Source organism: Salipaludibacillus agaradhaerens (assembly GCF_002019735.1).
Lineage (GTDB): Bacteria > Bacillota > Bacilli > Bacillales > Salisediminibacteriaceae > Salipaludibacillus > Salipaludibacillus agaradhaerens.
Genome location: NZ_KV917378.1, coordinates 860,517 through 886,878 on the forward strand (window position 1 = coordinate 860,517; position 26,362 = coordinate 886,878).

Genomic DNA, 26,362 nt, shown 5'->3' on the forward strand with positions numbered 1-26,362 from the left:
CCGTATAAACAACTGTTAACTTCACCATGTATTTAAACACATCTCATCATTCAAATGAGACATGGTTACCTAATCTATAACTAATAAGTTAACAAAACAACGAACTTTCATGGAGAAGGAAGGGGATTCCTTTGGCATTCAGTTACAAGGATAAGAAAGTAATTAGCATTGGTATAACTAGTGAACTAACAGGGTTGTCCGAACGTCAAATACGTTATTATGAAGAACGAAAACTGGTATTCCCAGAGCGGAGTAAAGGCGGCACACGAAAGTATTCGTTTGCAGATGTAGAGAGGCTTGTCGAGATTGCAAACAAAATGGAAGATGGTATGCAGACATTTGAAATTCGTAAAGAAGAAATGAAAAAGGCTGATGTTAGAGATAAAATGCTTCGTGGTCAATTAAATGCTGCCTTTAAAATTAGGAAATAAACTGTGAGTATCTACCGTCAGTGAAAACTGACGGTTTTGTCATGTTCTTAGTCAAAAAGTGCATACTAATGTTATAAAACAGTATTAAAGGAGTATGCCTATGTTCGCCTTACGTGTTACATTCCTATTTTTTGTTAGCAGCCTCATTGTCATAAGTAGTGGTCACAATCTAAATGTCTCAGCAGCCTCTACAGAAGCAAAAGCTGCCATTATAATTGATGATTTTGGTGGGATTGGTAAAGGATCAAACGAATTTCTAACGCATAATATTCCGGTCACTGTTGCTGTCATGCCTTTTTTAGAAAATTCTCGCCTAGTGGCTGAAAAGGCTCATGAAGCTGGGTTTGAGGTAATGATTCATATGCCAATGGAACCAAAACAAGGAAAAAAATCATGGCTTGGTCCAAATCCTATTCTAGATAGCTTAACCGATGAAGAAATTAGATCACGGGTTCGAGAAGCAATCGATGACGTTCCATACGCTAGTGGTATTAACCAACATATGGGGTCAAAAATTGTGGAGAACGAACAAATAATGACGATCATTTTAGAAGTAGCAAAAGAGCATAACCTCTATGTCATAGATAGTGGGACAAACCCCAACTCATGCATTCCTAAGTTATGTGAGCAAACAAATATGTTATACGGTGAAAGGGACCTTTTTCTTGATAACACTCAGTCTTCTCGACACCACACTTACAAAATGGCTATAAAATTAGCTGAACTCGCGGAACAAAATGGCCAAGCTATCGGTATTGGACACGTTGGTATTAAAGGGCTGGATACATTTCACGCTTTACAAGAAGCAAAGTCATATTTTGCTGAAAAGAATGTTGACATCGTTCCAGTATCTCATTTACTAAAATCACCGATTGATAAGGATCCTTGGCACTTCTGGGAAGAAGGTTTATAATTTGTTATCAATTAAACGTCTACCTAACACTACGATCAAATGGAATGATCTCTGCTGGTTGATTGTAAAGGTAGACAGTTCGGCACTGATAGCCGCGCTTTTTCCAATAGTTAAACGTCTTTGCTGTGATCGGTCTCTTCTTCCCCCAATATAAAGAATCTGTATTTTCCCAGCTGTCATTCGTGATGATTTCTTGTTTGAAATAATACTTATTGCCTGATAAGTAGACTTCACAGAAATATCGGACAGTATTTTTTGAATGCAAATCGCTCACCCCTTATTACTTATTTTGTGATAAAACACCCCCATTTAAACGCCCCCTTTCCTTAAACGAGCTGTTCGAAAATGATTCTCTATGATACCCTTTCAAGTTGACATTTGTTCTACGTCTCGCTAACATTAAAGGTGTCAGCATGCTCTGTTTAAAAAGGTTACTTTTGTGGTATAACATTAAAGGTCAAATCTAATATAGAAAGTGTGCATAAGTATGCAAAATTTAGAAGAGAATGATGTGCTAAATTACGCTATAACATCGTTTCTAATATCCGCTGAGCAAGTAGCACATACGCAGCCTGAAAATAGTTTAGAACATGCGCTTTTAGTTTTAGTCAAATCAGGTTATACAGCTGTGCCTGTTTTAGATGACTCATTTAAGCTTAAGGGGATTATTAGCAAAGCCCAAATTTTAGACTCCATTTTAGGGATTGAGCGTATTGAACCAGAGAAACTTAATAATTGGAAAGTAGAAGAAATAATGACGCAGGATATTGCTTGTGTTCAGCGTGATGATCCTTTTGAAAAAGTAATGTCGCTATCAATTAATCATCCATTTATTTGTGTAGAGGATTCTACTGGTGCCTTTTCTGGTATTATTCCACGTAGCAAAATATTGGCTTTTCTTAATGGTTATTTCCATGAACAGCGTAAACAGGATCGTTCTTAATTAACGCCATTTAACCGGGATAATTCCCGGTTTTAAAAATTATTTTTCAACCTCTTATCTCGCTAGCACTGTTAATGAAATTCCTTCCATCAACATAAACTTCTCTATATGAATTACTCATCATATATACATATCAACTAAGAAGACGTCAAAACAAACCATCAATCAATGAGAGTTTTCCTTCTTCCTCCACTAATTGGTAGTGGCGTGAATCAGCGTATTATCCGACCCTTAAATAGATTTACCTCTCCTTTCTATTTCAGGTAGTTATCTGTGATAAATTTAAACCGTCTCATTTTCTTTTCTCACCTGTTAGATTGAATGGCCTCCCTAATTGGTGCGTCTTTTCTGACAAACGCTTCCATTTATGATACATTAACCTTAATTACTAAATAAGGAGTGATTGTTATGACGTCAAGCACAGCATTATTTTCCCCTTTGACCATTAAAGACGTTACATTTAAAAACAGAATTACCATGTCTCCAATGTGCATGTATTCATCGACTAACAAAGACGGTAAAGTTGCTCCATGGCATTACACTCATTACATAAGCAGAGCAGTAGGCCAAGTGGGGCTAATTATGGTTGAAGCTACTGCTGTCCAAATGGAAGGACGTATCTCACCATATGATTTAGGCATATGGGACGATCAACACATTCCTAATTTAAAAAAACTTGTGGATAGTATGAAAGAACATGGTGCTAAAACAGCTATTCAGTTGGCCCATGCTGGGAGAAAGGCTGAATTGAATAGTTCTATCTATGCCCCATCACCACTTGCTTTTGAAAATATGAAACAACCGTTAGAGATGTCAGAAGCAGATATTGCGGACACTATCACCGCTTTTAAAGAAGGCGCAAGACGAGCTAAAGAAGCCGGCTTTGATGTGATTGAAATTCATGGTGCACATGGATATTTAATCAATCAATTTCTTTCTCCACTCACTAATAAAAGGAAAGATGATTTCGGTGGTGACCGCGAAAAACGTTTCACTTTCTTAGATAAGGTCATTAAAGCCGTCAAAACAGCCTGGAATGGCCCATTATTTGTTCGACTGTCAGTGGATGAATACGCTGAAGGCGGCAATACGATGGATGACTTTATTTATTATGCTAAAAAAATGAAAACATTAGGCATAGACCTTATCGATTGCAGTACAGGTGGGGTTATTCATACACCGGTACACACTTATCCAGGCTACCAAATTGTGCATGCGGAAACGATCAAACATAGTGCCGACATCGCGACTGGTGCAGTGGGGATGATCTCAAGTGCTTTTCAAGCAGAGGAAATTTTACAAAATAACAGAGCAGATTTAATTTTTATTGGGAGAGCTTTATTAAAAGATCCCTATTGGCCACGCACTGCAGCTGTCGAGTTAAATGAAAAGCTAGATCCACCAGTGCCGTATTATCATGGCTGGTAACTAATTGAAGTAATGATGCAAATACTTTTCTCTATTAGAGAACATCATCGTTAACCCAATCGTCATAATACGTGACGGAAGGAAAGAGCTTACCGATATACGGTCAATCATCTGTGTTTGATTATGTGATAATGCTTTAAAAGTATGAACGTGCTGCCATGATCTAATGGGCCAAGGCAGCTTTTCTCCTTCATCAATAAAGTACACCCCATCGACTGTTTCACTAATTGTCCCTTTCCAATAAAAATTTAACAGAAGAAAATTCAGACGTAAATGCACTTTCGCTCCTTCATAAACGTTAGAGTCCCCTAAAACAGCTATTTTAGGTACACGCGTCATCTGTGCCAAATTTTCAGTGGACTGGAAAAATCGCCACACCTCTGTTAATGACTCATCAATAATCGTCTCATAATAAAATGTCAAATTAAACATTTAGTTCCTCCTAAAATGAATAGTGTTGTTATGGTTAACTCTTTCTTGTCACACGACGTATTAAAGTCTTTTTAATGTTGAAACATCATACTACTCTAAATACACAAGACAGTACTTCATGAAACAAATAATATTTTGTAACGGAGTTAATAAATAAAAACGTTTCACAGCAATTATTTTGCCGCAAAACGTTATTTACGCATATATATTCACTAGCAAGCCTTTAATTTCACCAACCATATTAAGAATATCTAAGCTCTTTTTTTGCTCATTAAGCACAGCATCAGTTAAATCCAAGAGCTTCCTGTCAACTTCTCGGACTATCTTATATACTTTCGTACGACCTCTTCGATTGAACCCTTTTCGTTCTTCAAGACTTAAGCCTAATTTTACGGCATCATCCATAAATTCTTTTACAAGTTGCTTATATTTTCTTAACTCTTCAACAGTTCGTGATTCAGATAGTATTTTTCCTTGATCGTCAATTTTTTGCATCAATTGGCCTAAACGCTCATATTCAGCGCTATGACGTCCACGTTGCATGATCTCTTGAAAAGAGACTTTTGCTTCTGTTCCATTCGTACTGCTCTTAGATACTGGCTTATTTAAACTTGTCCGACCGAGTTTTTGTACATCCATTTCATTACTTCCTTTCTCCACATCTTCCCCCAATTATAAAGAAGAAGTGCTTAACATGAAAGAGTGCTACGTAAAATACGTGTAATAGTCACGATCCAACCTTTTTCTTGTATCATCCTTTTTAATAAAACAAAATAAAACGTAAGACTGATCAACAGCCTTACGCCACAAATTTATTGCAACAACTGTAAAATCCCCTGTGGCAGCTGGTTCGCTTGAGCGAGCATTGCTGTAGCTGACTGGTTAAGAATGTTGTTACGTGTAAATTCAGTCATTTCAAGTGCCATATCAGCATCGCGAATACGTGATTCTGCACTCGTTAAATTCTCATGTGTCACTTGTAAGTTGTTAATGGTATGTTCCATTCGATTTTGAAGAGCACCCATTTTAGCACGAGCATTAGACACGGCATTAATCGCATTGGATAATGTTTCAATGGCTTCACTAGCATTCTCACGCGTCGTGACGCTTAATGTAATATTCCCGTCATCATCAGCAAGGCCTAATTCTGTCGCATTCATTTTAGGAATTTCAATGTCCACGGATTGTCCAGCATTTGCACCGATTTGGAAAACAAGTGTTAGGAATGGATCACCAGTTCCTTCATCACCATTTAATAAATCTTTTGTGTTAAACTCTGTTTTTTCAGCAATGCTGTTAATTTCGTTTACAAGCTCGTCAATTTCTTGTTGAATTGTTTCACGATCTTCTAACTCATAAGTATCGTTTGCCGCTTGTACCGCTAATTCCCGCATTCTTTGAAGAATAGAATGAACTTCTGTGAGTGCCCCTTCTGCTGTTTGAATAAGTGAAATGCCGTCCATTGCATTTCGTTCAGCTTGCTTTAAACCACGAATTTGCGAACGCATTTTCTCTGAAATAGCAAGGCCAGCTGCATCATCTGAGGCACGATTAATTCTTAATCCTGACGAAAGTTTTTCAAGGTTTTTAGATGTTTGGAATTGGTTTTGATTTAAATTACGATATGCATTTAACGCTTGAATATTGTTATTAATTTTCATCTAGATAACACTCCTTATGATTTGAACATTGAATTTTTTTCATACGCATTTTTTTTCAGTTTCATTACTTTTTGATCGTGATCAACATTGTTCTTCATAGCGTCAGTCCAAGCACGGTAAAGTATTTCAACGTGCTCAATGACTTCATCAATAATAACGGTATTTTTTTCATAGTTTGCCGTTACAACTTTGTCACTAAGATAGTTATACATTGCATCTAATTGATCCGCTATAATCCCTGCTTCATAATTCAACCCAGCACCAAGACGGTAGAAGATATCTGCGGCTTTTTGAAGCTTTGTATTTGCTGTCAAATATTCGCCGCTTTCAATTGCTTCCTTGGCTGACTCAAGATGATCCAGACTAGCTTCATACAATAAAGCTGTCAATTCTTGAGGGGTCTTCTTATGTAGTGCCTCATTTGAAATCACCGTTGCTCATGTCACCTCCGCCAAGTTAGCGCCACATCCATGTGGGTCATGTTAACGTCCTTGTTACTCCTAACCTATTTATCGGCATAATTTAAGAAAAGTTAATAACTTCTTTCCATTTCCTCAATTAATAACAAAATTTCCGCAATAACTGCATAAAGCTGAGGTGGAATGTTTTCTCCCAGATCCATGTCAAGTAAGTTTTCTAGAAGTAATGTATCTTCTTCTACATGTATGTTATTTTCTTTTGCCATAGCCATAATTTTTTCGGCTACATAGCCTTTCCCTTGAGCAACGATTGTCGGTTCTTCACCAGTTGATTCATCGTATCGAATAACAGCTGCAGAAGGGCCATTGACTTTTCGCCGATTCACATGATTAAAATGCTTAGAAATCATCATACTTTATAATCAAACCCTTCTTCAGTCATCACTGGTAATATAGGCTTTTCTTCAGGAGCCTCTTCTCCTACCTCTTGAACGTCATCCACCACTGTCATAGGCGCACTTTGAATCGTTTTCACGTTAAAACCTACTTCTTTTAAATTCTCTAAATACGATGTTGCTAATGGTTCTATTTTGTGAGCAAAGCCGTCAGTATCGTTTTTTAATGTGACATTTAAAGACCGATCATTGACTTGTAGAACGATGCCTAATGGCCCTAGTTTCTTTGTATCAATATGAAAATAGAGTTGGCAGTTTTCCCAATCCACTTGTTCCCCTTCATTACGGGAATTGACATAGACTTGTAGATTCTCGGCCTCACCTTTAAGCATAACGGGTATGGAAAGCTGCAACATTTGTAAGTTTTGTTGGCTATCTGAGCGATTTATAAGCTGCTGTCCAGATAGGCTCTGTAATGCTTGCTGTGCTTGTTGCTGTTGTCTTCCGCCTTCCTCCTCACCTCGCGCCATTTGCATGAGGATAGATTTTACATTACGCTGGTGTTGATCTTGCTGACTGAGATCACGTCCTGAAGCTAACATTTGACCTAGCTCTGTTTCTCGGTTCAAGCCTAACCCTCGTAAACCTTCAAATACGTGACGAGCAGATCCTTCTTGATTCACAAACTGTCTTGCTGTCTGTTCAAATTGCTGTGATAGCCTATGGACTGGTGTACGTGGTTCCCGCCATTCTTGTTCTTGGGTAAGAACATGTTGGACCCGTTGATTAGATGGGCGGAAATTTATTTGATCCATCGTACGCTGTACCTCTTTGACAATTTGTCTTGCCTCAACATACTGTCCTTTTGAGAGAAGATGCTTAGCTTCTGCTAGTCGACTGCTTGCGCCAAGCATACTCCGTTCTGTTTTCATGTCTGCATAGAGCATCCAATCACTTTTCATAATAGCCCGGTCCATCTGCTTAATAACATTCTCAAGCATTGGACGCGTTTGCTGAGTAGATTGACTCTTAAATTGTTGAATCATCGTATCAATACGTGAAAGTTGTTTAACCACATCTTTTTGGAGTAACTTAAAATTATCCGTTGCCTGAGCCAGTTTCTCAGTTACTTCTGTAATTAAAATGTGTTTTGATGATAGTCCACTTGTTTGGATTATTTCATTCCGCATATAATCCTGCATATGTGCAAGTGAATCTGATGCTGGAGATGTGGATTGGCTTGCTTGTAGTTGTTGTAATGTATCCATCAACACTTGCCTTGCTTTCAATTCACGCCCTTGGTTAAGTCTTGCCATGGCATCATTAAGAGCGGTAGTTAGTTTCTCTGTTGTTTGAACAGGAATCCCGCCCGCTTGACTCATATCTTGTTTTATATTAGCAATTGCTGATGAGAGATCAGCGGTATTTTGCACTGAAGTGATCCACTGAGACAAGAAGGACTGACTGATAGACTCACTCGTATTAGCAGCTATTGGTGGATTCACTGTACTCACTGTTTCAGGCGCTTGATTTGTCAAACTCTGCAATAAAACCATTATTCTTTCAGCAGCAGCTTCACGCCCATTAACAGCTTGTATTTGAAGCATCTCTCTTAAAGCTTGATTAATTTCTTTTTTCAGGACAACGCCTCCACTCTGCTCCACGGTTTGTTGTAGGTGTTCTACAGCTTGTCGCACATTCGTTCCTGATATTAAGCTCGTTCTTAACCGCTCAATAGCACGCTGAACTTCACGAGACACATCTCTATCTGATACACTTCCTCTAAGTTGTTCTGAAACAGAACGTGTTATATCTTTTACATGATCTCCCGTAGCACGTCCGTGTAACGCTTCATGAACAGCTCGTATTTGGCCTGCCGTTGGCTCAAGACGCTTTTGTGCCATCGTTTGAACCGTTTGACGACGTTCTCCTTCACTCCCCCGGCCAGATTGAAGATAGTTATTTAAATCATTTACTGACTCACGATTTAAAGACACACCACGATCAAGCAATTGCTGAGTGGCTTGGCGCAATTCTTTACTGGGCTCTTTGAAGCCCATTTCTCGTAAAACACGATCTGCTGATTGTCCGCTGCCGTTACGATGGTTTGTTTTATTTCCTTCATTACTTTGCTTGGTCTCCTCTTTCACTTCACGAACTTTAATGCCATCTTTAGTTTGCTCCTGAACTTGAACAGCCACTCTATCCCGGTCAGGAACCTTTCCATCAAAGGTTGCTTTTACTTCTTGGCCACGGATGGAAACCATTGCTTCCGTTGTAGATATTCGCGACGTTATTTTTGCGTTATATATATCGCCTTGTTTTAGACGTAATGATTGATTTGAACCATTTGTTTTCACATTTAATAATTGGGCCTGAATCTCCATACGTTTTGTCCCCTCCCGATTGCACTCTCTGCCTTTTTTATCGGTTAGAATATCGTTTATTTTAAGCGTTGCTGATAAAAGTGTTATTAATCCATGTAAGAGAACTGGTGAGACTACGGTTAGATAAGGACTTTACTATGTCTGCGGAACATGTCACTATTGAGTAAAATTCAGTTTCTTGCTAATTTATACGTGAGCTTATAGCTTATGAAGCCTTTTGTAATAGTTACATGCCACCTAATGTACAACTCGATATCTGAGTAAGTGACTAAAATAAAAAAAGGAGAGGCGACTATGAACAGTAAAAGTGATAAATTCCCCATACTTGAGACTAAAAGATTATTATTAAGAAACATTATTAATGAAGATGCGAAAAATATTTTACATTATATGTCTGACGAAGATGTTATGCAATATTATGGCTTAGCCCCTTTTAAATCACTGGATGATGCCTTTGAGGAGATTTCTTGGTACCAAACACTGCTTAACAAGAAAACGGGTATTAGATGGGGCATTACACTGAAGGAGAAAGGAATTATTATTGGAAGTTGCGGCTTTCATAATATTGTTTCTCAGCATTTTCGAACTGAAATTGGCTTTGAATTGAGTAAAGAGATGTGGGGAAAAGGGATTGCTTTTGAAGCTGTAGAAGCGATAACTAATTATGGATTTACCCATATGAGTTTTCAGCGGATAGAAGCATTGATTGAACCACCTAACCTATCATCACAAAGGTTGGTAGAAAAGTTGGGTTTTATGAGAGAAGGATTATTGAGGAATTATGAATTTACATGTGGGAAATTTTGTGATTTGTTTATGTATTCTTTGTTAAAACAAGACTTTGACAAAACTGATTAAAGTTAGTTTGTGAGTGTGTCGATTTATACTTATTGGCTTCGCGAAGGGTAGACAATCATATAAAGCTGTCCTTTTGGGATACCCATTTTAAGAGATGACCACAAAAGGTTCGGGAAATCAACTCCCTTGTTTATAGAATTAAAAACAGAAACTCTCATCATAGCAGCGCTTCTGTTTTTTCTAAAAATATGGCATTAGATGCTTTTTATTAAAGAATAGAGTAGATCATAACTATTCATCGGTAAATAATTTGTTTCGCAAAAAATCTTTTTCTAAACTTGTCCCACGCAGCTTTTTATCTCTCAAATCATCACTTCGATCTTTTGAGCCACCTTGTGTACCCTTAAGAAGAACATCCTCTCCATATTTATTACGAAGGGAGTCAACGACATCACTTAGCTTCACTTCTCTTTCTTCTTTTTTATAAGAGAATAAATCTAACTGCTTATATGCTTGCCCTTTTTCTACCAGGTCCATGCCTGTAACTCCGAGAAGTCGAATGGGTTCTCCATTCCAATATTTCTCCCACAGCCTCCAGGAGGCTTCAAAAATATCGTCGTGCAAATCAATGGGATGAGGGAGTTTACTGGAGCGTGTAATCGTTTTGCGATCATAGTACCGAATGGTTAACTGAATATTTCCCGTATAAACATTTTTGCGTCTCAATCTCCGTCCAACGGAATCACTTAAATTCATTAGAACCTTTCTTACTTTCGCCGGTTCTGTTGTATCTTCTGGCAATGTGGTAGAGTTGCCGATACTTTTGAACTCATTAACTGCATCAGGGTCTACAGGTCGGTCATCTATACCATAAGCTCGTTCATAGATACGTAGACCTCCGACTCCTAAGTGTCGATGAAGGAGGTCCTTATTAGCATTTGCAATATCTTTAATCGTATATATCCCTAATTTTTGCAGTTTTTCAGCTGTTTTGCTGCCTATCCCATGCATCTCTATTGTCTTCAGTGACCACAATTTTTCTCGCACTTCTCGTTTTCTCAATACAGTAATACCTTTTGGTTTTTTCATATCGCTCGCTGTTTTTGCTAAAAATTTATTTGGAGCTATTCCAATACTGCAAGGTAAAGAGAGTTCCTTCTCAATTCGCATTTGAATATGATTAGCCAGCTGAAGAGGTGTCATATCCGTCACAACATCGCTGACATCCATGTAACCTTCATCAATTGAAACAGGTTCAACAAGAGGCGTGTAATCGTACAATAACTGGAACATCCGCATGGATGCTTGCCGATAACGGTCAAAATTTGGCTGTCTAACAAGCAATTCAGGACAGGCTCTCTTTGCTTCCCATAGCGGCATTGGCGGCTTCACACCTCTGGCACGTGCCTCATAGCTAGCTGTTACGACAATACCACGTCTTTCTTTAGCATTTCCTGCTATAGCTAACGGTTTGCCAGCTAATGTCGGATCATAAGCCGCTTCTACAGATGCATAAAAGCTGTTCATATCAACATGGAAGATAATTCGGCTTTTCCCCATTTATAACGCCACCTTCTCTTCTATATGACCTTCTTCTATTATCTTGCCTGTTTTCCACAAAAAAATCAACGAACAACCGTTCTATCCTCAAGGTTAAGTATGAAGTTATAGCGGGAACCTAATCCTCTTACTTATGAGCTCTAAATTTTAAAAAACTGCTCCTCCAGTTGCTTCTATAGGAGGGCAGTTCATTTTAGGAGACTCTCAAAAGACATTTTTTCACACTTTCACATGACCTAAGACATACAAGTACATCATGATATGTTAAAATGGAAATTATATAAAGGTGAAAGGTGGTCGAAAAAATGGTTCAAATGACTCGCACAGACTCGACCCACAATGTTGTATTGTTTCTCGTCACTACGGTCATTAATGATTACGTAAAAAATGAATGGCCCTCACCTACGATTAAACAGCTTTCTTCCAAAATCGGTTATTCGGAGGAGGCAATTCTTGAATCAATGGAATTTGGAACGATAGAGCGCGTTCCCTTGCTTCAATAAGCAGGGTGCGGCTCTTTTTTATTGACATCGGGTGTTGAAGACACCTTCTTTAAGATAGCTCGAGCAATATGAACGCCATTAGCCCCAGCTTGTGCCAACCCTCTTGTTACTCCGCCGCCATCTCCACCAGCATAGAGACCACTAATTTCAGTTTCAAACTCATTATTTAATATAGGCCGTGATGAGTAAAATTTAGCTTCCACGCCATAAAATAACGTGTGCTCAGACGCAATGCCCGGTGTTACTTTATCTAGCGCTTCCATCATTTCAATTAAACTTCTCATTGTATTATAGGGCAGTACAAGCCCCAAATCACCTGGCACAGCTTCTTTTAGTGTAGGTTCAAGAAAACCTTCTTTTATGCGTTTTTCAGTCGATCGTCTACCTTTCATTATATCACCATATTTCTGAACAATAACGGATCCGTCCGATAGGTCGTTGGCTCGTTCAGATATCTCTTGAGCAAAAGCATTTGGCTTATCAAAAGGCTCAGTAAATGTGTGGGAGACAAGTAATGCAAAATTTGTGTTTTCACTACCTAACTTAGGATCTTTGTAGGCATGACCATTTGCTGTCATGATGCCACTGTGATTTTCGACCACAACATGGCCCGATGGATTTGAACAGAACGTGCGGACTTTCGTACCTACAGATGTATTATATACAAACTTAGCTTCATAAAGATGAGTGTTTATTTCCTCCATAATTACATCAGATGTTTCCACACGAACGCCAATGTCTACTTGATTATTCACCATAGTGTACCCGCGCTCTCTCAGCAAGCCACCTAGCCATTCAGAACCATCTCGCCCCGGTACAATGACAACGTTATCGGCATAAATTTCTTCTTCCTTTTTCTTTAATTTTACCCCTGTTACGCGATGACCATCCACTGTTTTTTCTGTGAGGATATCAGCGACTTCTGTTCGATGCATCATGTGACAACGTTCCTTAAGAGTTTCGTAAATACTCGTGAGAATTTGCATGTTTACTTCTGTACCTAAGTGACGAACAGAGGCACGCAATAATTTAAGTCCTGCTCCTAAACCGCGGCGTTCAATATTTCTTACTTCATCAGTAGTAGGATCCGTGCTTTCTTCAGGCGCCCCATGATCTAAATTAATGGCATCCACATACTTAATTAGCTCCAACACTTCTGAAGCAGGTAAATAATCCTGCATCCAGCCTCCAAAAGCAGTCGTAATATTAAATTTACCATCAGAGTAGGCACCAGCACCTCCAAACCCGCTCGTAATTGAACAGGCAGGTAAACACCCAGCAAATTCTTTTCGCCCTGCAGGGGGCGGACATTTTTGTATTTTCTTTTCATTAATAGGACAACGTCGTTGATGAATGGCATGACCTTTATCAATAAATAAAATCTTCAATTCAGGTTGTTGTTTTGTTAATTCATAAACAGTAAATATTCCTGCCGGTCCCATACCGACTACGATCACATCATAATGATCCATGGTTGTTCGCTCCTTTATCCCTTAACGTACATGTGTAAAAGGTTTTATAAAAGTCCCTTTCAAGGGCCGCACTTATCTTACCAAAACACCATCACAAAATCAAGTTAAATACGAACATTAAATAATATTAAATGTTTTATATTTCGTATTTTAAACAAAATAGCCTTCCACACACCGTTATATATCATTTTTCACTTCTTTTATCGAACAAACCATCAAAGTAATCATTAAGCGATATCAATAAGTGTGAACACGTCTCCTTTAACAACATAACTGCTTTTCTTATTTATAAAAAAAGGCTCTCAAAATCTAACCTTTGAGTCGCCTTTTTTACAAATTATTTACTGTGACACACTTTTTTCTATAAGAGCCACTACTAATTCAGCTGCCTTAACAAGCTCTTTTACTGGTATTTTTTCGCTTGTTGTATGGATATTTTCGTAGCCGATACCAAGATTCACGGTAGGAATGCCAAGACCAGAGATAATATTTGCATCACTACCTCCTCCACTTTGCTTCAAAACTGGTGTACGGCCAATCGATTGAACCGCTGACTTAGCTTTTTGTACAATATCATCCTTTTCAGTATGTTTAAAGCCTGGATAAGCCACATCAATCGTCACGTCTACCTTTCCACCCATTTCTTCGGCTGCTACTTCAAAGGCTGCTTTCATGTCTTGTGTTTGTTTTTCCATTTTTTCTGTTACAAGTGATCTTGCTTCAGCTAAAATATCAACGCGATCGCACACGATATTTGTTTGACTTCCCCCTTCAATTCGGCCAATATTTGCTGTTGTCTCTTCATCTATCCGGCCCAGTGGCATATTTGCAATTGCCTTGGAGGCGACGGTAATAGCGGAGACACCAAGCTCAGGCGCCACTCCCGCATGAGCCGTTTTCCCGTACACCACAGCTTTTACTTTTGATTGGTTAGGTGCTGCAGTAATTATATGTCCGACTGTTCCATCGCTGTCTAATGCGAATCCGTAATCAGCAAGAATATCTTGCCTGTTCAATGCTTTTGCCCCTACAAGCCCAGATTCTTCTCCAGCAGTAATAATAAATTGAACAGTTCCGTGTGGAATATTCTTTTCTTTTAATAGCTTTATCGCTTCAAGCATTGCTGCTAAACCAGCTTTATCATCAGCTCCAAGGACAGTTGTTCCATCGCTTGCAATATAACCGTTTTCTAATATCGGATTGACGTCTTTACCTGGTACAACAGTATCCATATGAGATGTGAAATATATCGTATCCCCTTGTTCAGCTGTACCAGCCAGTGTACAAATCAAGTTACCTGCACCATGACCTGTTACTACTGCAGAGGAATCCTCATTCACTTCTAGCCCTAATTTTTCAAATTTCTTTGTTAGGATATCAGCTATTTTGCGCTCATACCTTGTTTCTGAATCTATTTTTACAAGCTCCATAAATTCATCAATGAGTCGTTGTTCGTTTACCATAAGATCACTTCCTCTTCTAATCATTAATTTGATCGTTTTAGCCGGTTTAAATTAACTTGTTAAGCGGTTCATATTAAGTGTAGCAAATTACTATGTTAAAATCTCGTCATACCTATGTATATTAAAAGAAACCTTTAGGTCTTGAAAACACTGTTAAAACACATTAAAATAGGAATAGAATTGGGTGCGAAGGAGTGAAAACCGAATGCCTCGTAAATTTAGAAAAGCCATTATTTATATGATGATCGGGATTATGTTTTTAGGCGCCGTATTAAGTGGAGTCGCTTATTTCTAATTGCTACTTATCGTTTAAGGAGACTCACACCTTATTGAGAGTAACCCTGCCTATGGACAAACTAGTGGGGCCCATCCTAATATTTAACTCATTTTAGACAGGTTCCATAGATCTTGTGTAAATATAGGCAAATATTATACACGATTAACGATACACTAAAAGCAGCCAAGTTGGCTGCTTTTCACTTTAAGACCCTACCTCTTTTATAACCATCTTATTCAATCGCGCCATGCTCTCTCCCTAATTCTTCGAAGTTTTTCTCACTAGATATTATTAAAATTTTAGTCCCAATAGGGATCACTTCATAAAGTATTTCTACATCTGAGTTATTAAGCCGGACACAGCCTTTCGTAATTCTTGATCCGATAGAAGAAGGCTGATTTGTACCATGAAGCCCAAATATTCTGCCATCAGTCCCATTTGCATCAAAGCCAATCCACCTAGTACCTAATGGATTATCTTTGTCACCGCCCTCAATATCATGCTTTCGATAGTATGGATTCATTGCCTTTACTATAATATTAAACTCACCTTCAGGCGTTTGGTTGTATTCATGGCCGGTAGCTATTTGAAATTGTTGCTTCACTTCTCCTTCAACGATAAAAGCCAGTTCATTCGTTGCAGTATTTACGATAACGTATGGGTCTCCAACCAGCGGGTTTTCACCAAGCGGCCATAAGGGGGACACAATGAGTAAAAATGATAACATAAAAGAAGCCATCCGTGATCACTCCGGTCTTTTCTTCTCAGTTTGCATAACTAGCTGTTATTTATTCAACGAAATACCCGATATTCTTTTACTGGTTTAAATTGCTGTTTAATAATTAAATATTGATCCAATTCATAGACGAGATGAGCTAAAGCGGATCTCGCTTCAAATTCATTTCTCGTAGTAGGAAGTGGCATTTGTTTAAAGGAAATTTTTAATTCTTCTAATTTTGTAATATAAATGTGAGCTGTATTTTCTGGATGAATACCTTCTGCTAACTCTTCCATATAATCAGCAAGCATGTCTGCTTGTTCTACATGATGCTCAATCGAAGTGAGAAGTGGCATCATTCGTTCAAAGATATCTAATTGCTTCTCTCTCATTTTAAAGTAATGATAGTAAACATCCTCATACCTAAAAATGTGGTTCTCCAAGTTTAGGATTGCCTGATTTTTAGATTTTTCCAGCAAGGACACAGCTTCAGTAATTTCTTGGCCATTCCAATCACTGTCCCCGTCGCGTATATATTTTGCGAATTCATTCAATATTTTTGAAAAATACTTTTCAAGCTTAGCTTGCATCTCCTCTAATTGATTTTGTTTACTAGGCATATACATATTTACTAATAAGGCAAAACCAATTCCGATAACTATTAGAGCCAGTTCATTTACTATTAAGTTAACGCTCAGGTCACTTACAGTATAAATATGAAAGTTAATAACTGAACTCGTTACAATCCCACCCTGTACTTTAAGTATGAGTGTTGTAGGGATAAATAAAATAAGCAGTACAACAATTGATAATGGGTGATAACCAAGTATTTCAAAAACAAGGACAGCGAAGATCATTCCAATAAGACAAGCTAAAAATCGTGCCCATGAGTCTTTCACAGATTTTCGTTTTGTTTTTTGCACACATAGGATGGTTATTATCCCAGCAGAAGCAAAAAAGTCAAGGTCAAGCCATTGAGCAATAGCCACTGCTCCTGCAGTCCCTAAAGCTGTTTTTAATGTTCTATATCCAATTTTAAACATGTCATGCCACCTGTTTAAGTCAGTTTTTTTACATCTATCATCGTAACATATTTTGTTTCACCGTTATCAATGCTGTTAAGCTTATTCACTGACATCATAGGTGATACAAAAATAATATACTTTTCCGAAAATCCGAACGATTCCCTGAATTAGTTCGAGATTTTTGTATAATTTGTATTAAACGTATTTTATATAGCATTTCGTTAGAATAAGTTTCTTTCATATAAAGCATACATACACTGTCGGCAAGGCCATACCGTGTGCCTTACTAGTCCATGGGAATCAGCCTTCAAAAAGCAAAAACGTTTTCTTGTGGGGCCTGCACCACATACTTTTTCTCTTTCATATTATAAAATTTGGTTGTTTGTCTTTTAAGTTTTGTGCCATTCTCTTATACAATAAATAAGTCATTATAAGTTTAATTAAAAAAACCTTCAGCCACGGCTGAAGGTTTATATGTATAATATGTGGCGCGCCTGCCAGGATTCGAACCCGGAACGCGAGAGCCGAAATCTCGTATGATATCCATTTCACCACAGGCGCAAACAATGCGGAACATCGTCATCCGCACTATAGGAGTATAACAATCTCTAGATAGAAATGCAATAGTTTATTTAAAATTACTCAACATTATCTTCAAACATTTTTTCAAAACGCTCATTCATTTGGTCTTTATTGTAACCAAGCTCAGCAAGACGAGCAGCAAAATTTTGGGCCCAAAGTGTCAACCTTTGAGACATTTTAGTGTATTTTTTTGCTTTTGTCCCTTTAACTTCTTTAGCACGCCCTTCAGCATTTGACATCACGTTCTCAGAAATAAAGAGTGCTTTCCACACATCTTCTTCGTTAAATTGATCTGCCTTATCATTAAAATAAGCAATAACTTTTTTATAGTACTTTTCAAAATCATTAAAAGGAATTTCTTCTTCCATATTTAAGTATTCATGAATTTCTTTATAGAGCTCTTGCACCGTTCAACACTCCTTCTTTAATTGGTTGTTATATGTATTTAGAATAAGCCTTATATTTTTAAATTAAGAAGCTCTCTGTAAAACAATATCATAGAAAGCTAAAAATCAAGACAAAGAGCATTATAACATAAAGATGAGGAGGCTTCCAGCGCCTCCTCACAAATAATTCTTTATTTAAAATGTGTGTCGAACCCTTTTTCTAGTTCTTTAACAACTTCAATTGGTTCATGACCTTCAATTTGATGACGTTCAAGCATCATTTTAATTTCTCCGTCTTTCAGAAGGGCAAAAGAAGGTGAGGACGGTGGATATCCCGTAAAGAAAGATCGCGCTTTTTCAGTAGCCTCCTTATCTTGTCCTGCAAATACTGTCACATATTGATCTGCCTTAACATCATAATTTTTCATATAAGCTGCAGAAGGACGGGCAATACCACCAGCACAGCCACATACTGAATTAACAAGGACAAGTGTACTCCCTTCCTTGCTAAAAGCTGCCTCCACTTCTTCAGGGGTCGTCAATTGATCGTAACCTGCTTCTACCATATCATTACGCGCTGCCTGAACGACATCGTTCATAAACATTTGAAATTCCACAAAAAACATCCTTTCTTATTTTGGACTATATCCCTATTTTACAACGTAACGTTTCTGTTTACCAATGATTAAGACAGTCAGACCTCAAGATAGTACTCATAAAATTATTTATATCACGAAAAAGACTCGAATAATCTTATCCGAGTCTTCACAGAATTAATTTAGACCAGTTTCCAATGCTTCGATGTTGCGTCGCATTAAACTAAAATAATCTTCGTTATTCTCAATGTCTTCTTCGGTTAATACTTCTAAGTTGTGAAGCCATACATCTTCAGCACCAACTTCAACTTTAACTGTTTCTGCAATGTTAGTCGGGATATTTTGCTCAAACATCACGTAATTTATATCGTTATCTTCCATTAAAGTAATCGTGTTTTGAATCTGTTGTATTGAGGGTTCATTTGATGGTGATAATCCAGCAATTGCGATTTGTTCAATGCCGTAGCGATCCTCCCAATAACCGTAACCTGCATGGGAAACGACAATCGTGCCACGTTCAGCATTGTCGGCCATAGATTGAAGCTCTTCATCTAATTCTTCAAGTTCTTCTTTAAGAGCTTCAAAATTAGCTTCAAAAGTCTCTTGCGCTTCCGGATTAATGTCGATGAGTGCCTCTTTGATATTCTCCGCTAACTGAATGGAACGGATAGGATCTAACCAAACGTGTGGATCCTGATCACCGTGTGTGTGGTCATGGGCATCTTCAGAATGATTACCCTCCTCATCGTTATGGGCATGATCCTCTTCATGGTCGTGAGCGTGGTCATTATTATGATCATGATCCTCTTCATGGTCGTGATCATGGTCATTATTGTGGTCATGATCCTCTTCATGGTCGTGAGCGTGATCGTGAGTATGATCATAACTAATAAGATCAATGCCTTCTGACGCTGTCACAACAGTTACGTCATGAGACGCCACCGTATCTTTTATACTATCAGCAAACCCTTCAAAATCAGCACCGTTATAAATAAATAAATCCGCTTCTGCCACTTCAATCATTTGATTAGCTGTTGGTTCAAATGTATGAGCATCTGCTCCAATCGGAACAATGTTATCAACCTCTACAAATTCTCCGCCAATTCGGTTAGCAAAGTCTTCAAGTGGATAGAGCGTTGTTTTAACATGAATCGTTTCTATCTCATTATCCCCTGTTTCTACATTTCCTGTTGAGGTGTTATCGCTATTATTCCCACAAGCAGCTAATACAAATGAAAAGGCGCCTAATGCTATCGCTTTTAAGTATCGTCCTTTTTGCATACCCATCCTTTACCCCTTTCGTAATCATTACGTTTTATTAAGATCACAACAGGGATTATATCGTAAATACGTTCTTTTGTAAACCATAACCGTTACGATTACGACTACAATTCTTTTATAATCGTTTTAACTTCTTCATTCCATGTTTTCTTTAATGAACAGAGATGACCTAGACTTAATTTTATTTTTTCATTGTTTCTCTCTTTAACTGCCGCTAATAACCGTTCATGCATTTTTGCGTGATTTTCATACCACTCATTGCTTATACTTTTGAGAATTTTCTCATATTCATCGTTTGAATAAGCTTTAATTTTTTTATAAATAGCTTCACGATCTCGTTCTACTTCTAACCACTCTTCTAACAAGTCTGGTCGATGTTTCGAGATAAGTAGTTCAAAATAATAATCTATGTGCGGTTTCATGCTTTCTTGCTGTAACAAATCTTCAACAGATTCTTCATCCTGTTCTGCAAATAAATACAAAGCCGTATTTTCTGAGTATGCATTCACCTCAGGTGTTAGAATATTCACAGTTAATAATAGCGCACACCATATAGACACACCACGTCACTCCTTAATTTATAAACTCTTACAGTTAGTTTGTGGTTATTATGTCCTGTTTCGCATGATTTATGAAGAAGTGCTCTTCATTATATTAATAACTAAAAAGCCCTCAATAAAAGGGGTAACGCAATATGCGTCTACCGCCGATGTTGAGAGCTATCGTTCCACATATTCAAAATCATTCTTACTTAATAAATGGATAGTGTATTTTCGTTCATTTGTTCAAGAGATTGTTTAATATGAGCCATAAACTTGCCGCAGATGAGTCCATCCAGCACACGGTGATCTAAGGACAAACATAAATTAACCATGTTTCTCACTGCAATAGCATCATTCTCTAATACCACAGGACGTTTAACAATTGATTCTACTGACAATATAGCTGCCTGAGGTGTATTTATAATAGGTTGGGACTGAATTGAGCCAAAGGAACCCGTATTATTAAGCGTGAAAGTTCCCCCTTGCATGTCTGCTTGCGTTAATGAAGAGGACCGAACTTTTCTTGATAAGTCATTCAAAGCTTTTGCAAGTCCTTTTACGTTTTTCTCATCGGCATGCTTAATGACAGGGACAAATAGTTCGTTTTCAGTCGCAACTGCCATTGATAGGTGCACATCTTTATATCGAATGATGTTATCGCCATCCCACTTTGCATTCACCTGTGGAAAGGCTTTTAATGCATCGATAACAGCTTTCATAAAGAAAGGTAAAAAGGTTAATTTAAAGCCTTCTCTGTTCTGAAACTCATTTTTTATTTTTTCACGGTATTTAACAAGCTCCGTTACATCAACTTCAATCATCATCCACGCATGTGGCGCTTCATGTTTTGATTTTACCATATTCTGAGCAATCGCCTTACGAACACCACTTACTGGTATACGTTCAAATCGGTCGAACTCTGAATTTTCCATTGGTTCCTTTGAGGTACCTTTAGATGATGAAGCTATGGACATTTGGTCTGCTCGTGCTTCTCTAGCATGCGATGCCATGGCTTGTGGCGCTTCTTCTTTGGAAGAGGTCTCCCCATTTTCCACAAGCGCTAAAAGGTCCTTTCTAGTGATACGTCCCCCGCGTCCTGATCCATTCACTCGCTCTAAGTCAATGTCATGTTCTTGTGCCAACTTTAGCACAGCTGGAGAGTACCTTTTTTTCATTGATTTTTCTGATGATGAGGGTTCTTCAGCCACTTCTTTTACTGTTTCTTTAGAGGAAGAGGAATCTTTACTATTTAATGACACCTTATTATTTTCGGCCTCCAAAGTGCATATAACCTCACCTACAGCTACTGTTTGATCTTCCTCAGCAATTAATTCTAAGATAGTTCCAGCAAAAGAAGATGGCACTTCTGCGTTTACTTTATCTGTCATCACTTCTGCAATGGGATCGTATTTATTAACATAATCGCCAGGATTAACAAGCCATTTAGTAATCGTGCCTTCAGTGACACTTTCGCCTAATTGAGGCATCGTTATTTCAGTTGCCATAACACAGGACCTCCTTCAAATCTTTAGACATTTCAATTGTCTATTATTAAAATTCCGCTAACTCTCGCATCGCTTTTTCCACTTTATCAGGGGTAACCATAAACTGTTTTTCTAGCGGTGGTGCATAAGGCATGGCAGGCACATCAGGCCCAGCCAGTCGCTGAACGGGCGCGTCTAAATCAAATAAACAATGCTCAGCAATCACTGCTGCTACTTCACTCATAATACTTCCTTCTTTATTAGCTTCAGTCACTAAGAGCACTTTACCAGTTTTTTGAGCCGCTTCAATAATTGCTTGCTTGTCGAGGGGATACACTGTACGTAAATCTAGGATATGAGCAGAATATCCGTCTTTCTCTAGAGCTTCAGCTGCTTGTAATGCAAAATGCACGCATAGACCGTAAGTAATGACAGTAATGTCTTCGCCTTCTCGCTTCACATCAGCTTTCCCTATAGGTAGTGTGTAGTCTTCATCAGGAACTTCACCCTTTATTAAGCGATAAGCTCGTTTATGTTCAAAAAATAACACAGGATCATCTGAACGAATGGCAGCTTTTAATAGGCCTTTAACATCGTATGGCGTAGACGGCATCACGATTTTTAAGCCTGGTGTGTTAGCAAACATCGCTTCTACCGATTGTGAATGATAAAGTGCACCATGAACACCACCGCCATAAGGGGCCCTGATCGTAACAGGACATATCCAATCATTATTTGATCGGTAACGTATTTTGGCTGCTTCAGAAACAATTTGATTGAAGGCAGGCATGATAAAATCCGCGAACTGCATTTCCGCTACCGGTCTCATGCCATACATGGCAGCACCAATTCCAACCCCTGCGATCGCTGATTCAGCAAGAGGAGTATCGATCACTCTTTCTTCACCAAATTCAGTATATAATCCATCAGTAGCCCTGAAAACGCCTCCTCGTTTACCTACATCTTCACCAAGGATGAATACATTTTCATCTCGAGCCATCTCTTCTTTTAATGCTTTCGTTATTGACTCAATATAAGATATAACAGGCATCCTGCTCACTCCTCTCCATAAACATAATCCATTAATGTCTCTACATTAGGATATGATGCGTTTTCTGCATAATCGGTTGCTTCATCAATTTCTCTACGAAGTTTTGCTCGTATTTCCTCGTCCTTTTCCTCAGTTAGAACATGAGCATCTTTTAAATACTGACAGAAGGTATGAACGGGATCTATTTTCTTCGCTTCTTCAACCTCCTCTTTTGCACGATATGTACTGTCATCATCATCGCTTGAATGAGGCGTTAGGCGATAAGATACTGTTTCAATAAGAGAAGGTCCTTCTCCAGCTACTGCACGCTTTCTTGCATTCATTACAGCTTCATATACAGCTAACGGATCATTACCATCGACTGATTCGCCGTGAATACCATATCCTTTTGCTCTCTCAGCCACACTTTCAATGTTCAATTGCTTATCTAATGGGACAGAAATAGCGTATTTATTATTTTCACACATAAAAATAACAGGAAGGTCATGGACGCTGGCAAAGTTGATTCCTTCATGAAAGTCCCCTTGGTTAGATGACCCTTCGCCAAAAGTCGTAAAAGCAACGAATTCCTTCTTTTTCATTTTTGCTGCTAATCCAAATCCCACTGCGTGGGGGACTTGGGTTGTCACAGGAGAGGAGCCTGTGACAATACGAGTAGACTTTTTACCGAAATGGCCAGGCATTTGCCGCCCCCCCGAATTAGGGTCCTCCTCCTTAGCAAATCCAGATAGCATTAAATCTTTAATACTCATACCGAAATGAAGGACAACGCCCATATCTCTATAGTAAGGTAATACATAATCTTGTTCATTATCTAGGGCCATTGCTGCACCTACTTGCGCAGCTTCCTGACCTTGGCAAGAGATAACAAAAGCGATTTTTCCTGCTCTGTTTAACAGCCACATTCTTTCATCAATCATTCTTGCTGCAAGCATTGTTTCATACATTTGTAGAACATCTTTATCCGTCATACCTAATTTATGATGCCGTTTCTCACTCATCGTTTTCCCTCCTCAAAATCGCGTAATAATAAAAGCAACTTAACCACCGTGAATCTCTTTTCCATCAACCGCTAGGGCTGCTTCCCCAATCGCTTCAGATAAGCTAGGATGTGGGTGAATGGTGCTAGCCACTTCCCAATCAGCCGCATCAAGTACTTTTGCAAGAGCCGCTTCTGAAATCATATCTGTCACATGCGGTCCAATCATATGAACACCGAGTAAATCATTTGTCTCTGCATCTGACACAAATTTAACAAATCCTGATGTATCACCGTATACAAGTGCTTTACCTATTGCTTTAAACGAAAATTTACCTATTTTAACCGAATACCCTTGCTCTTTGGCTGCCTGTTCAGATAAGCCAACACTTGCTGCTTCTGGCGAGGAATAAATACATTTCGGAACATGCAAATCTTCCACAGGATGAGATGCCTTTCCTGCCATATGTTCCACTGCCGCTATTCCTTCATGTGAAGCGACATGTGCTAACTGTAGACCACCAATCACATCCCCGATTGCGTAAATATGAGCTTCCTTCGTTTGATAATACTCGTTAACATGAATGACGTCATTTTTAATCTGTATATCTGTATTTTCCAATCCAATATCTGTCACATTAGCCGTTCTGCCTATAGAAATGAGTGTTTTCTCTGATGACACATGTGTTGTTTTACCTTTATGCTCGTAAGCAACACTGACACCATCCTCTGTTATGTCTAATTGATCAGCAAGCACTTTTGCATCGGTTATAATTTTGACACCTTTTTTCTTTAACGATCGCTGCATTTCTTTTGAAACGTCTAAATCTTCAAGCGGTAAAATACGTGAAGCATATTCAAGTACCGTTACTTCCACACCAAAGTCTACTAGCATGGAGGCCCATTCGATGCCGATCACACCTCCACCAATAATGCTTATAGATGCAGGTAACGACTCTAATTGTAAAGCTCCTTCCGAAGAAAGGATATTCTTTTCATCTAATTTCACGCCTGGTAATGTCTTAGGCTTACTTCCAGTAGCAATTAAAACATACTTAGGAATTAGCATCTCATTTTCTGAGCCGTCATTATTTTCAATTGAAACTGTTCCAGCAGTAGGGGAAAAAATAGATGGGCCAAGAATTCTACCGAATCCCTCATATACATCTATTTTTCCTTTTTTCATTAAGTGCTGCACACCCTTATACAATTGATCAACAATTGCTGATTTACGTTTTTGTACTGCGGTAAAGTCAAGAACAGGATTATCTAACGAGACCCCAAATGTTTCCGCTTCTTTAACGGTTTTAAACACTTCCGCACTTCTTAAAAGGGCTTTACTAGGTATACATCCTTTGTGTAAGCACGTCCCTCCAAGCTTTTCTTTTTCCACGACTGCGACGGTCATCCCAAGTTGCGATGCTCTAATTGCTGCTACGTATCCACCTGTACCAGCTCCTAATATGACCAGATCATATTCTTTAGCCATAAAAAATCCCTCCTGCTCGAAATTTAGTTGTCAGCAGATGTGTCAACACCATATTCCTTGACGGTTTCTTCTCCTTTTAATACTCTTAATGCCCCTTCACATAGGGCTTTCATTTCGTTCTCGCCTGGTTCTGTTACAGTCCTTGCTATCCATTTTACACGAGAGGTGATTTTCTCGACAAATTCTTTTGCATGAGCAAGACCACCAGTTAAAATGATGACATCGATCTTTCCAGAAAGAACCACAGCCGCACTACCAATTTCCTTTGCTACTTGATAGGCCATGGCATCATAGATAAGTGCTGCTTTTTTGTCACCATTTGAAATGCGCCTTTCCACTTCAATAGCATCTGTTGTACCTAGGTGACCAGCTAAGCCTCCGTTACCCACAATCTTCTTCATCACTTCTTCTTTGCTATATTTACCAGAAAAACACATTTCTACAAGATCCCCTGCTTGTACCGTGCCAGCGCGTTCAGGGGAAAAAGGCCCTTCACCGTGTAGACCATTATTTACATCGATCACACGACCCTGCTGGTGGGCCCCGATTGTAATACCACCACCCATATGTACCACGATCGCATTAAGTTTATCATACGATGTATTGAGATCAGATGCCACCTTTCGTGCAACTGCTTTTTGATTTAATGCATGAAAAATGCTTTTTCTTTCAAAGTCAGCAAAGCCCGATATTCTAGCGATATTTGTCATTTCATCTACCACTACTGGGTCGACAATATAGGCTTGTAGGTTTAATTCATGGGCGATGTCATATGCCAGTATACCACCTAAATTAGAGGCATGTTGACCAGCGTATCCCACTTCTAAGTCAGCAAGCATTAAGTCATTTACACGATATGTCCCCCCTTCAATTGGACGTAACAATCCCCCCCTTCCAACGACAGCAGATAGCTCTGACAACTTATAGTTGTTGTCCTTTAGAAGGTCAAGTATGACATTTTTTCGAAACTTATATTGCTCTCCTATAGAATGGAATCTAGTCAACGTTGTCTTGTCGTGTCTCAATGTTTCAACAAATAATTCATTTTCGTTTTCATAGAGCGCAATTTTAGTTGATGTGGAGCCGGGATTGATGGCTAAAATTCGATAAACATTATGACTCATGTCTATCCCTCCTGTCCTCTAGT

At 38.6% G+C, this 26,362-nt stretch carries 28 protein-coding genes and 1 tRNA gene; 7 read left to right on the top strand and 22 right to left on the bottom strand.

The genetic code is table 11. From position 1 onward, the window contains the following. Positions 1–131: 131 nt before the first annotated feature. Positions 132–431: a MerR family transcriptional regulator gene (locus BK581_RS04055; RefSeq protein WP_078576962.1), complete on the top strand. Its 300-nt coding sequence runs from the start codon at positions 132–134 to the stop codon at positions 429–431. A gap of 100 nt (positions 432–531) precedes the next feature. Continuing rightward, positions 532–1,344: a divergent polysaccharide deacetylase family protein gene (locus BK581_RS04060; protein WP_245828875.1), complete on the top strand. Its 813-nt coding sequence runs from the start codon at positions 532–534 to the stop codon at positions 1,342–1,344. A 19-nt stretch (positions 1,345–1,363) separates the two neighbouring features. Here the strand turns inward: BK581_RS04060 and BK581_RS04065 are convergent, their stop codons facing one another. Then, a complete protein-coding gene (locus BK581_RS04065) occupies positions 1,364–1,609 on the bottom strand; it encodes a hypothetical protein (protein ID WP_078576964.1) in 246 nt (81 codons plus the stop codon). 222 nt (positions 1,610–1,831) lie between these two features. On the opposite strand from BK581_RS04065, the gene cbpB reads away from it, so the two are divergent. Then, positions 1,832–2,287: a cyclic-di-AMP-binding protein CbpB gene (cbpB, locus tag BK581_RS04070; RefSeq protein ID WP_078576965.1), complete on the top strand. Its 456-nt coding sequence runs from the start codon at positions 1,832–1,834 to the stop codon at positions 2,285–2,287. 408 nt (positions 2,288–2,695) lie between these two features. Further along, complete coding sequence (namA, locus tag BK581_RS04075; RefSeq protein WP_078576966.1) at positions 2,696–3,715, top strand: NADPH dehydrogenase NamA; 1,020 nt, start codon at positions 2,696–2,698, stop codon at positions 3,713–3,715. Here namA and BK581_RS04080 read toward each other — a convergent pair whose 3' ends face one another. The 6 genes from BK581_RS04080 to BK581_RS04105 form a co-directional block, all read right to left on the bottom strand. Then, positions 3,716–4,147, bottom strand: coding sequence for a hypothetical protein (locus BK581_RS04080; protein WP_078576967.1), 432 nt, complete (start codon positions 4,145–4,147; stop codon positions 3,716–3,718). It lies immediately after the preceding gene. Between the two features lie 195 nt (positions 4,148–4,342). After that, a complete protein-coding gene (locus BK581_RS04085; RefSeq protein WP_078579848.1) occupies positions 4,343–4,786 on the bottom strand; it encodes a YaaR family protein in 444 nt (147 codons plus the stop codon). A 173-nt stretch (positions 4,787–4,959) separates the two neighbouring features. After that, complete coding sequence (locus BK581_RS04090) at positions 4,960–5,808, bottom strand: flagellin N-terminal helical domain-containing protein (protein ID WP_078576968.1); 849 nt, start codon at positions 5,806–5,808, stop codon at positions 4,960–4,962. A 14-nt stretch (positions 5,809–5,822) separates the two neighbouring features. Next, the gene (gene fliS / locus BK581_RS04095) at positions 5,823–6,239 is read right to left on the bottom strand and encodes a flagellar export chaperone FliS (RefSeq protein WP_078576969.1); all 417 of its coding nucleotides are present in this window, start codon (positions 6,237–6,239) and stop codon (positions 5,823–5,825) included. A gap of 101 nt (positions 6,240–6,340) precedes the next feature. Next, the gene (locus BK581_RS04100) at positions 6,341–6,640 is read right to left on the bottom strand and encodes an EscU/YscU/HrcU family type III secretion system export apparatus switch protein (RefSeq protein WP_211273950.1); all 300 of its coding nucleotides are present in this window, start codon (positions 6,638–6,640) and stop codon (positions 6,341–6,343) included. Beyond that, a complete protein-coding gene (locus tag BK581_RS04105) occupies positions 6,637–9,009 on the bottom strand; it encodes a hypothetical protein (protein WP_078576970.1) in 2,373 nt (790 codons plus the stop codon). Before BK581_RS04105 ends, BK581_RS04100 begins: the two co-directional genes overlap by 4 nt. Before the next feature lie 294 nt (positions 9,010–9,303). Here BK581_RS04105 and BK581_RS04110 point away from each other — a divergent pair, with 294 nt between their 5' ends. Next, on the top strand, positions 9,304–9,867 hold the full coding sequence (locus BK581_RS04110; RefSeq protein ID WP_078576971.1) for a GNAT family N-acetyltransferase: 564 nt from the start codon (positions 9,304–9,306) through the stop codon (positions 9,865–9,867). A gap of 231 nt (positions 9,868–10,098) precedes the next feature. Here the strand turns inward: BK581_RS04110 and BK581_RS04115 are convergent, their stop codons facing one another. Continuing rightward, positions 10,099–11,367, bottom strand: a complete 1,269-nt coding sequence (locus tag BK581_RS04115) for a DNA polymerase IV (protein WP_078576972.1) — start codon at positions 11,365–11,367, stop codon at positions 10,099–10,101. Positions 11,368–11,672: 305 nt separating this feature from the next. On the opposite strand from BK581_RS04115, the gene BK581_RS04120 reads away from it, so the two are divergent. Beyond that, complete coding sequence (locus tag BK581_RS04120; protein WP_078576973.1) at positions 11,673–11,870, top strand: hypothetical protein; 198 nt, start codon at positions 11,673–11,675, stop codon at positions 11,868–11,870. On the opposite strand, the gene BK581_RS04125 is transcribed toward BK581_RS04120, so the two are convergent. After that, on the bottom strand, positions 11,864–13,342 hold the full coding sequence (locus tag BK581_RS04125) for an NAD(P)/FAD-dependent oxidoreductase (RefSeq protein WP_078576974.1): 1,479 nt from the start codon (positions 13,340–13,342) through the stop codon (positions 11,864–11,866). The genes BK581_RS04120 and BK581_RS04125 overlap by 7 nt on opposite strands. A gap of 341 nt (positions 13,343–13,683) precedes the next feature. Next, a complete protein-coding gene (locus BK581_RS04130; RefSeq protein WP_078576975.1) occupies positions 13,684–14,805 on the bottom strand; it encodes a M20/M25/M40 family metallo-hydrolase in 1,122 nt (373 codons plus the stop codon). A 205-nt stretch (positions 14,806–15,010) separates the two neighbouring features. Between BK581_RS04130 and prli42 the strand changes: the two genes are divergently transcribed. After that, a complete protein-coding gene (gene prli42, locus BK581_RS20030; RefSeq protein WP_169837537.1) occupies positions 15,011–15,100 on the top strand; it encodes a stressosome-associated protein Prli42 in 90 nt (29 codons plus the stop codon). A gap of 214 nt (positions 15,101–15,314) precedes the next feature. Here the strand turns inward: prli42 and BK581_RS04135 are convergent, their stop codons facing one another. From BK581_RS04135 to buk, 12 genes are all read right to left on the bottom strand, one after another. After that, a complete protein-coding gene (locus tag BK581_RS04135) occupies positions 15,315–15,821 on the bottom strand; it encodes a L,D-transpeptidase (RefSeq protein WP_078576976.1) in 507 nt (168 codons plus the stop codon). Positions 15,822–15,874: 53 nt separating this feature from the next. Then, positions 15,875–16,843, bottom strand: coding sequence for an aromatic acid exporter family protein (locus tag BK581_RS04140; RefSeq protein WP_078576977.1), 969 nt, complete (start codon positions 16,841–16,843; stop codon positions 15,875–15,877). A gap of 468 nt (positions 16,844–17,311) precedes the next feature. Further along, positions 17,312–17,386: transfer RNA gene (locus BK581_RS04145), tRNA-Arg, on the bottom strand. A 77-nt stretch (positions 17,387–17,463) separates the two neighbouring features. Continuing rightward, positions 17,464–17,814, bottom strand: a complete 351-nt coding sequence (locus tag BK581_RS04150) for a hypothetical protein (RefSeq protein ID WP_078576978.1) — start codon at positions 17,812–17,814, stop codon at positions 17,464–17,466. A gap of 170 nt (positions 17,815–17,984) precedes the next feature. After that, entirely contained in the window at positions 17,985–18,398 is a 414-nt protein-coding gene (locus BK581_RS04155; protein WP_257822863.1) for a BrxA/BrxB family bacilliredoxin, read from the bottom strand. A gap of 168 nt (positions 18,399–18,566) precedes the next feature. Continuing rightward, positions 18,567–19,676: a metal ABC transporter solute-binding protein, Zn/Mn family gene (locus BK581_RS04160; RefSeq protein WP_245828879.1), complete on the bottom strand. Its 1,110-nt coding sequence runs from the start codon at positions 19,674–19,676 to the stop codon at positions 18,567–18,569. 98 nt (positions 19,677–19,774) lie between these two features. Beyond that, positions 19,775–20,230 carry a hypothetical protein gene (locus tag BK581_RS04165; protein WP_078576980.1) on the bottom strand — a complete coding sequence of 152 codons (456 nt, stop codon included), beginning with the start codon at positions 20,228–20,230 and terminating at the stop codon, positions 19,775–19,777. A 191-nt stretch (positions 20,231–20,421) separates the two neighbouring features. Next, entirely contained in the window at positions 20,422–21,717 is a 1,296-nt protein-coding gene (locus BK581_RS04170; RefSeq protein WP_078576981.1) for a dihydrolipoamide acetyltransferase family protein, read from the bottom strand. Positions 21,718–21,763: 46 nt separating this feature from the next. After that, on the bottom strand, positions 21,764–22,747 hold the full coding sequence (locus BK581_RS04175) for an alpha-ketoacid dehydrogenase subunit beta (protein WP_078576982.1): 984 nt from the start codon (positions 22,745–22,747) through the stop codon (positions 21,764–21,766). A 5-nt stretch (positions 22,748–22,752) separates the two neighbouring features. After that, a complete protein-coding gene (locus BK581_RS04180; RefSeq protein WP_078576983.1) occupies positions 22,753–23,748 on the bottom strand; it encodes a thiamine pyrophosphate-dependent dehydrogenase E1 component subunit alpha in 996 nt (331 codons plus the stop codon). Between the two features lie 39 nt (positions 23,749–23,787). Beyond that, positions 23,788–25,215 carry a dihydrolipoyl dehydrogenase gene (gene lpdA, locus BK581_RS04185; protein ID WP_078576984.1) on the bottom strand — a complete coding sequence of 476 codons (1,428 nt, stop codon included), beginning with the start codon at positions 25,213–25,215 and terminating at the stop codon, positions 23,788–23,790. Between the two features lie 23 nt (positions 25,216–25,238). Further along, a complete protein-coding gene (gene buk, locus BK581_RS04190; protein WP_078576985.1) occupies positions 25,239–26,339 on the bottom strand; it encodes a butyrate kinase in 1,101 nt (366 codons plus the stop codon). Positions 26,340–26,362: the final 23 nt, after the last annotated feature.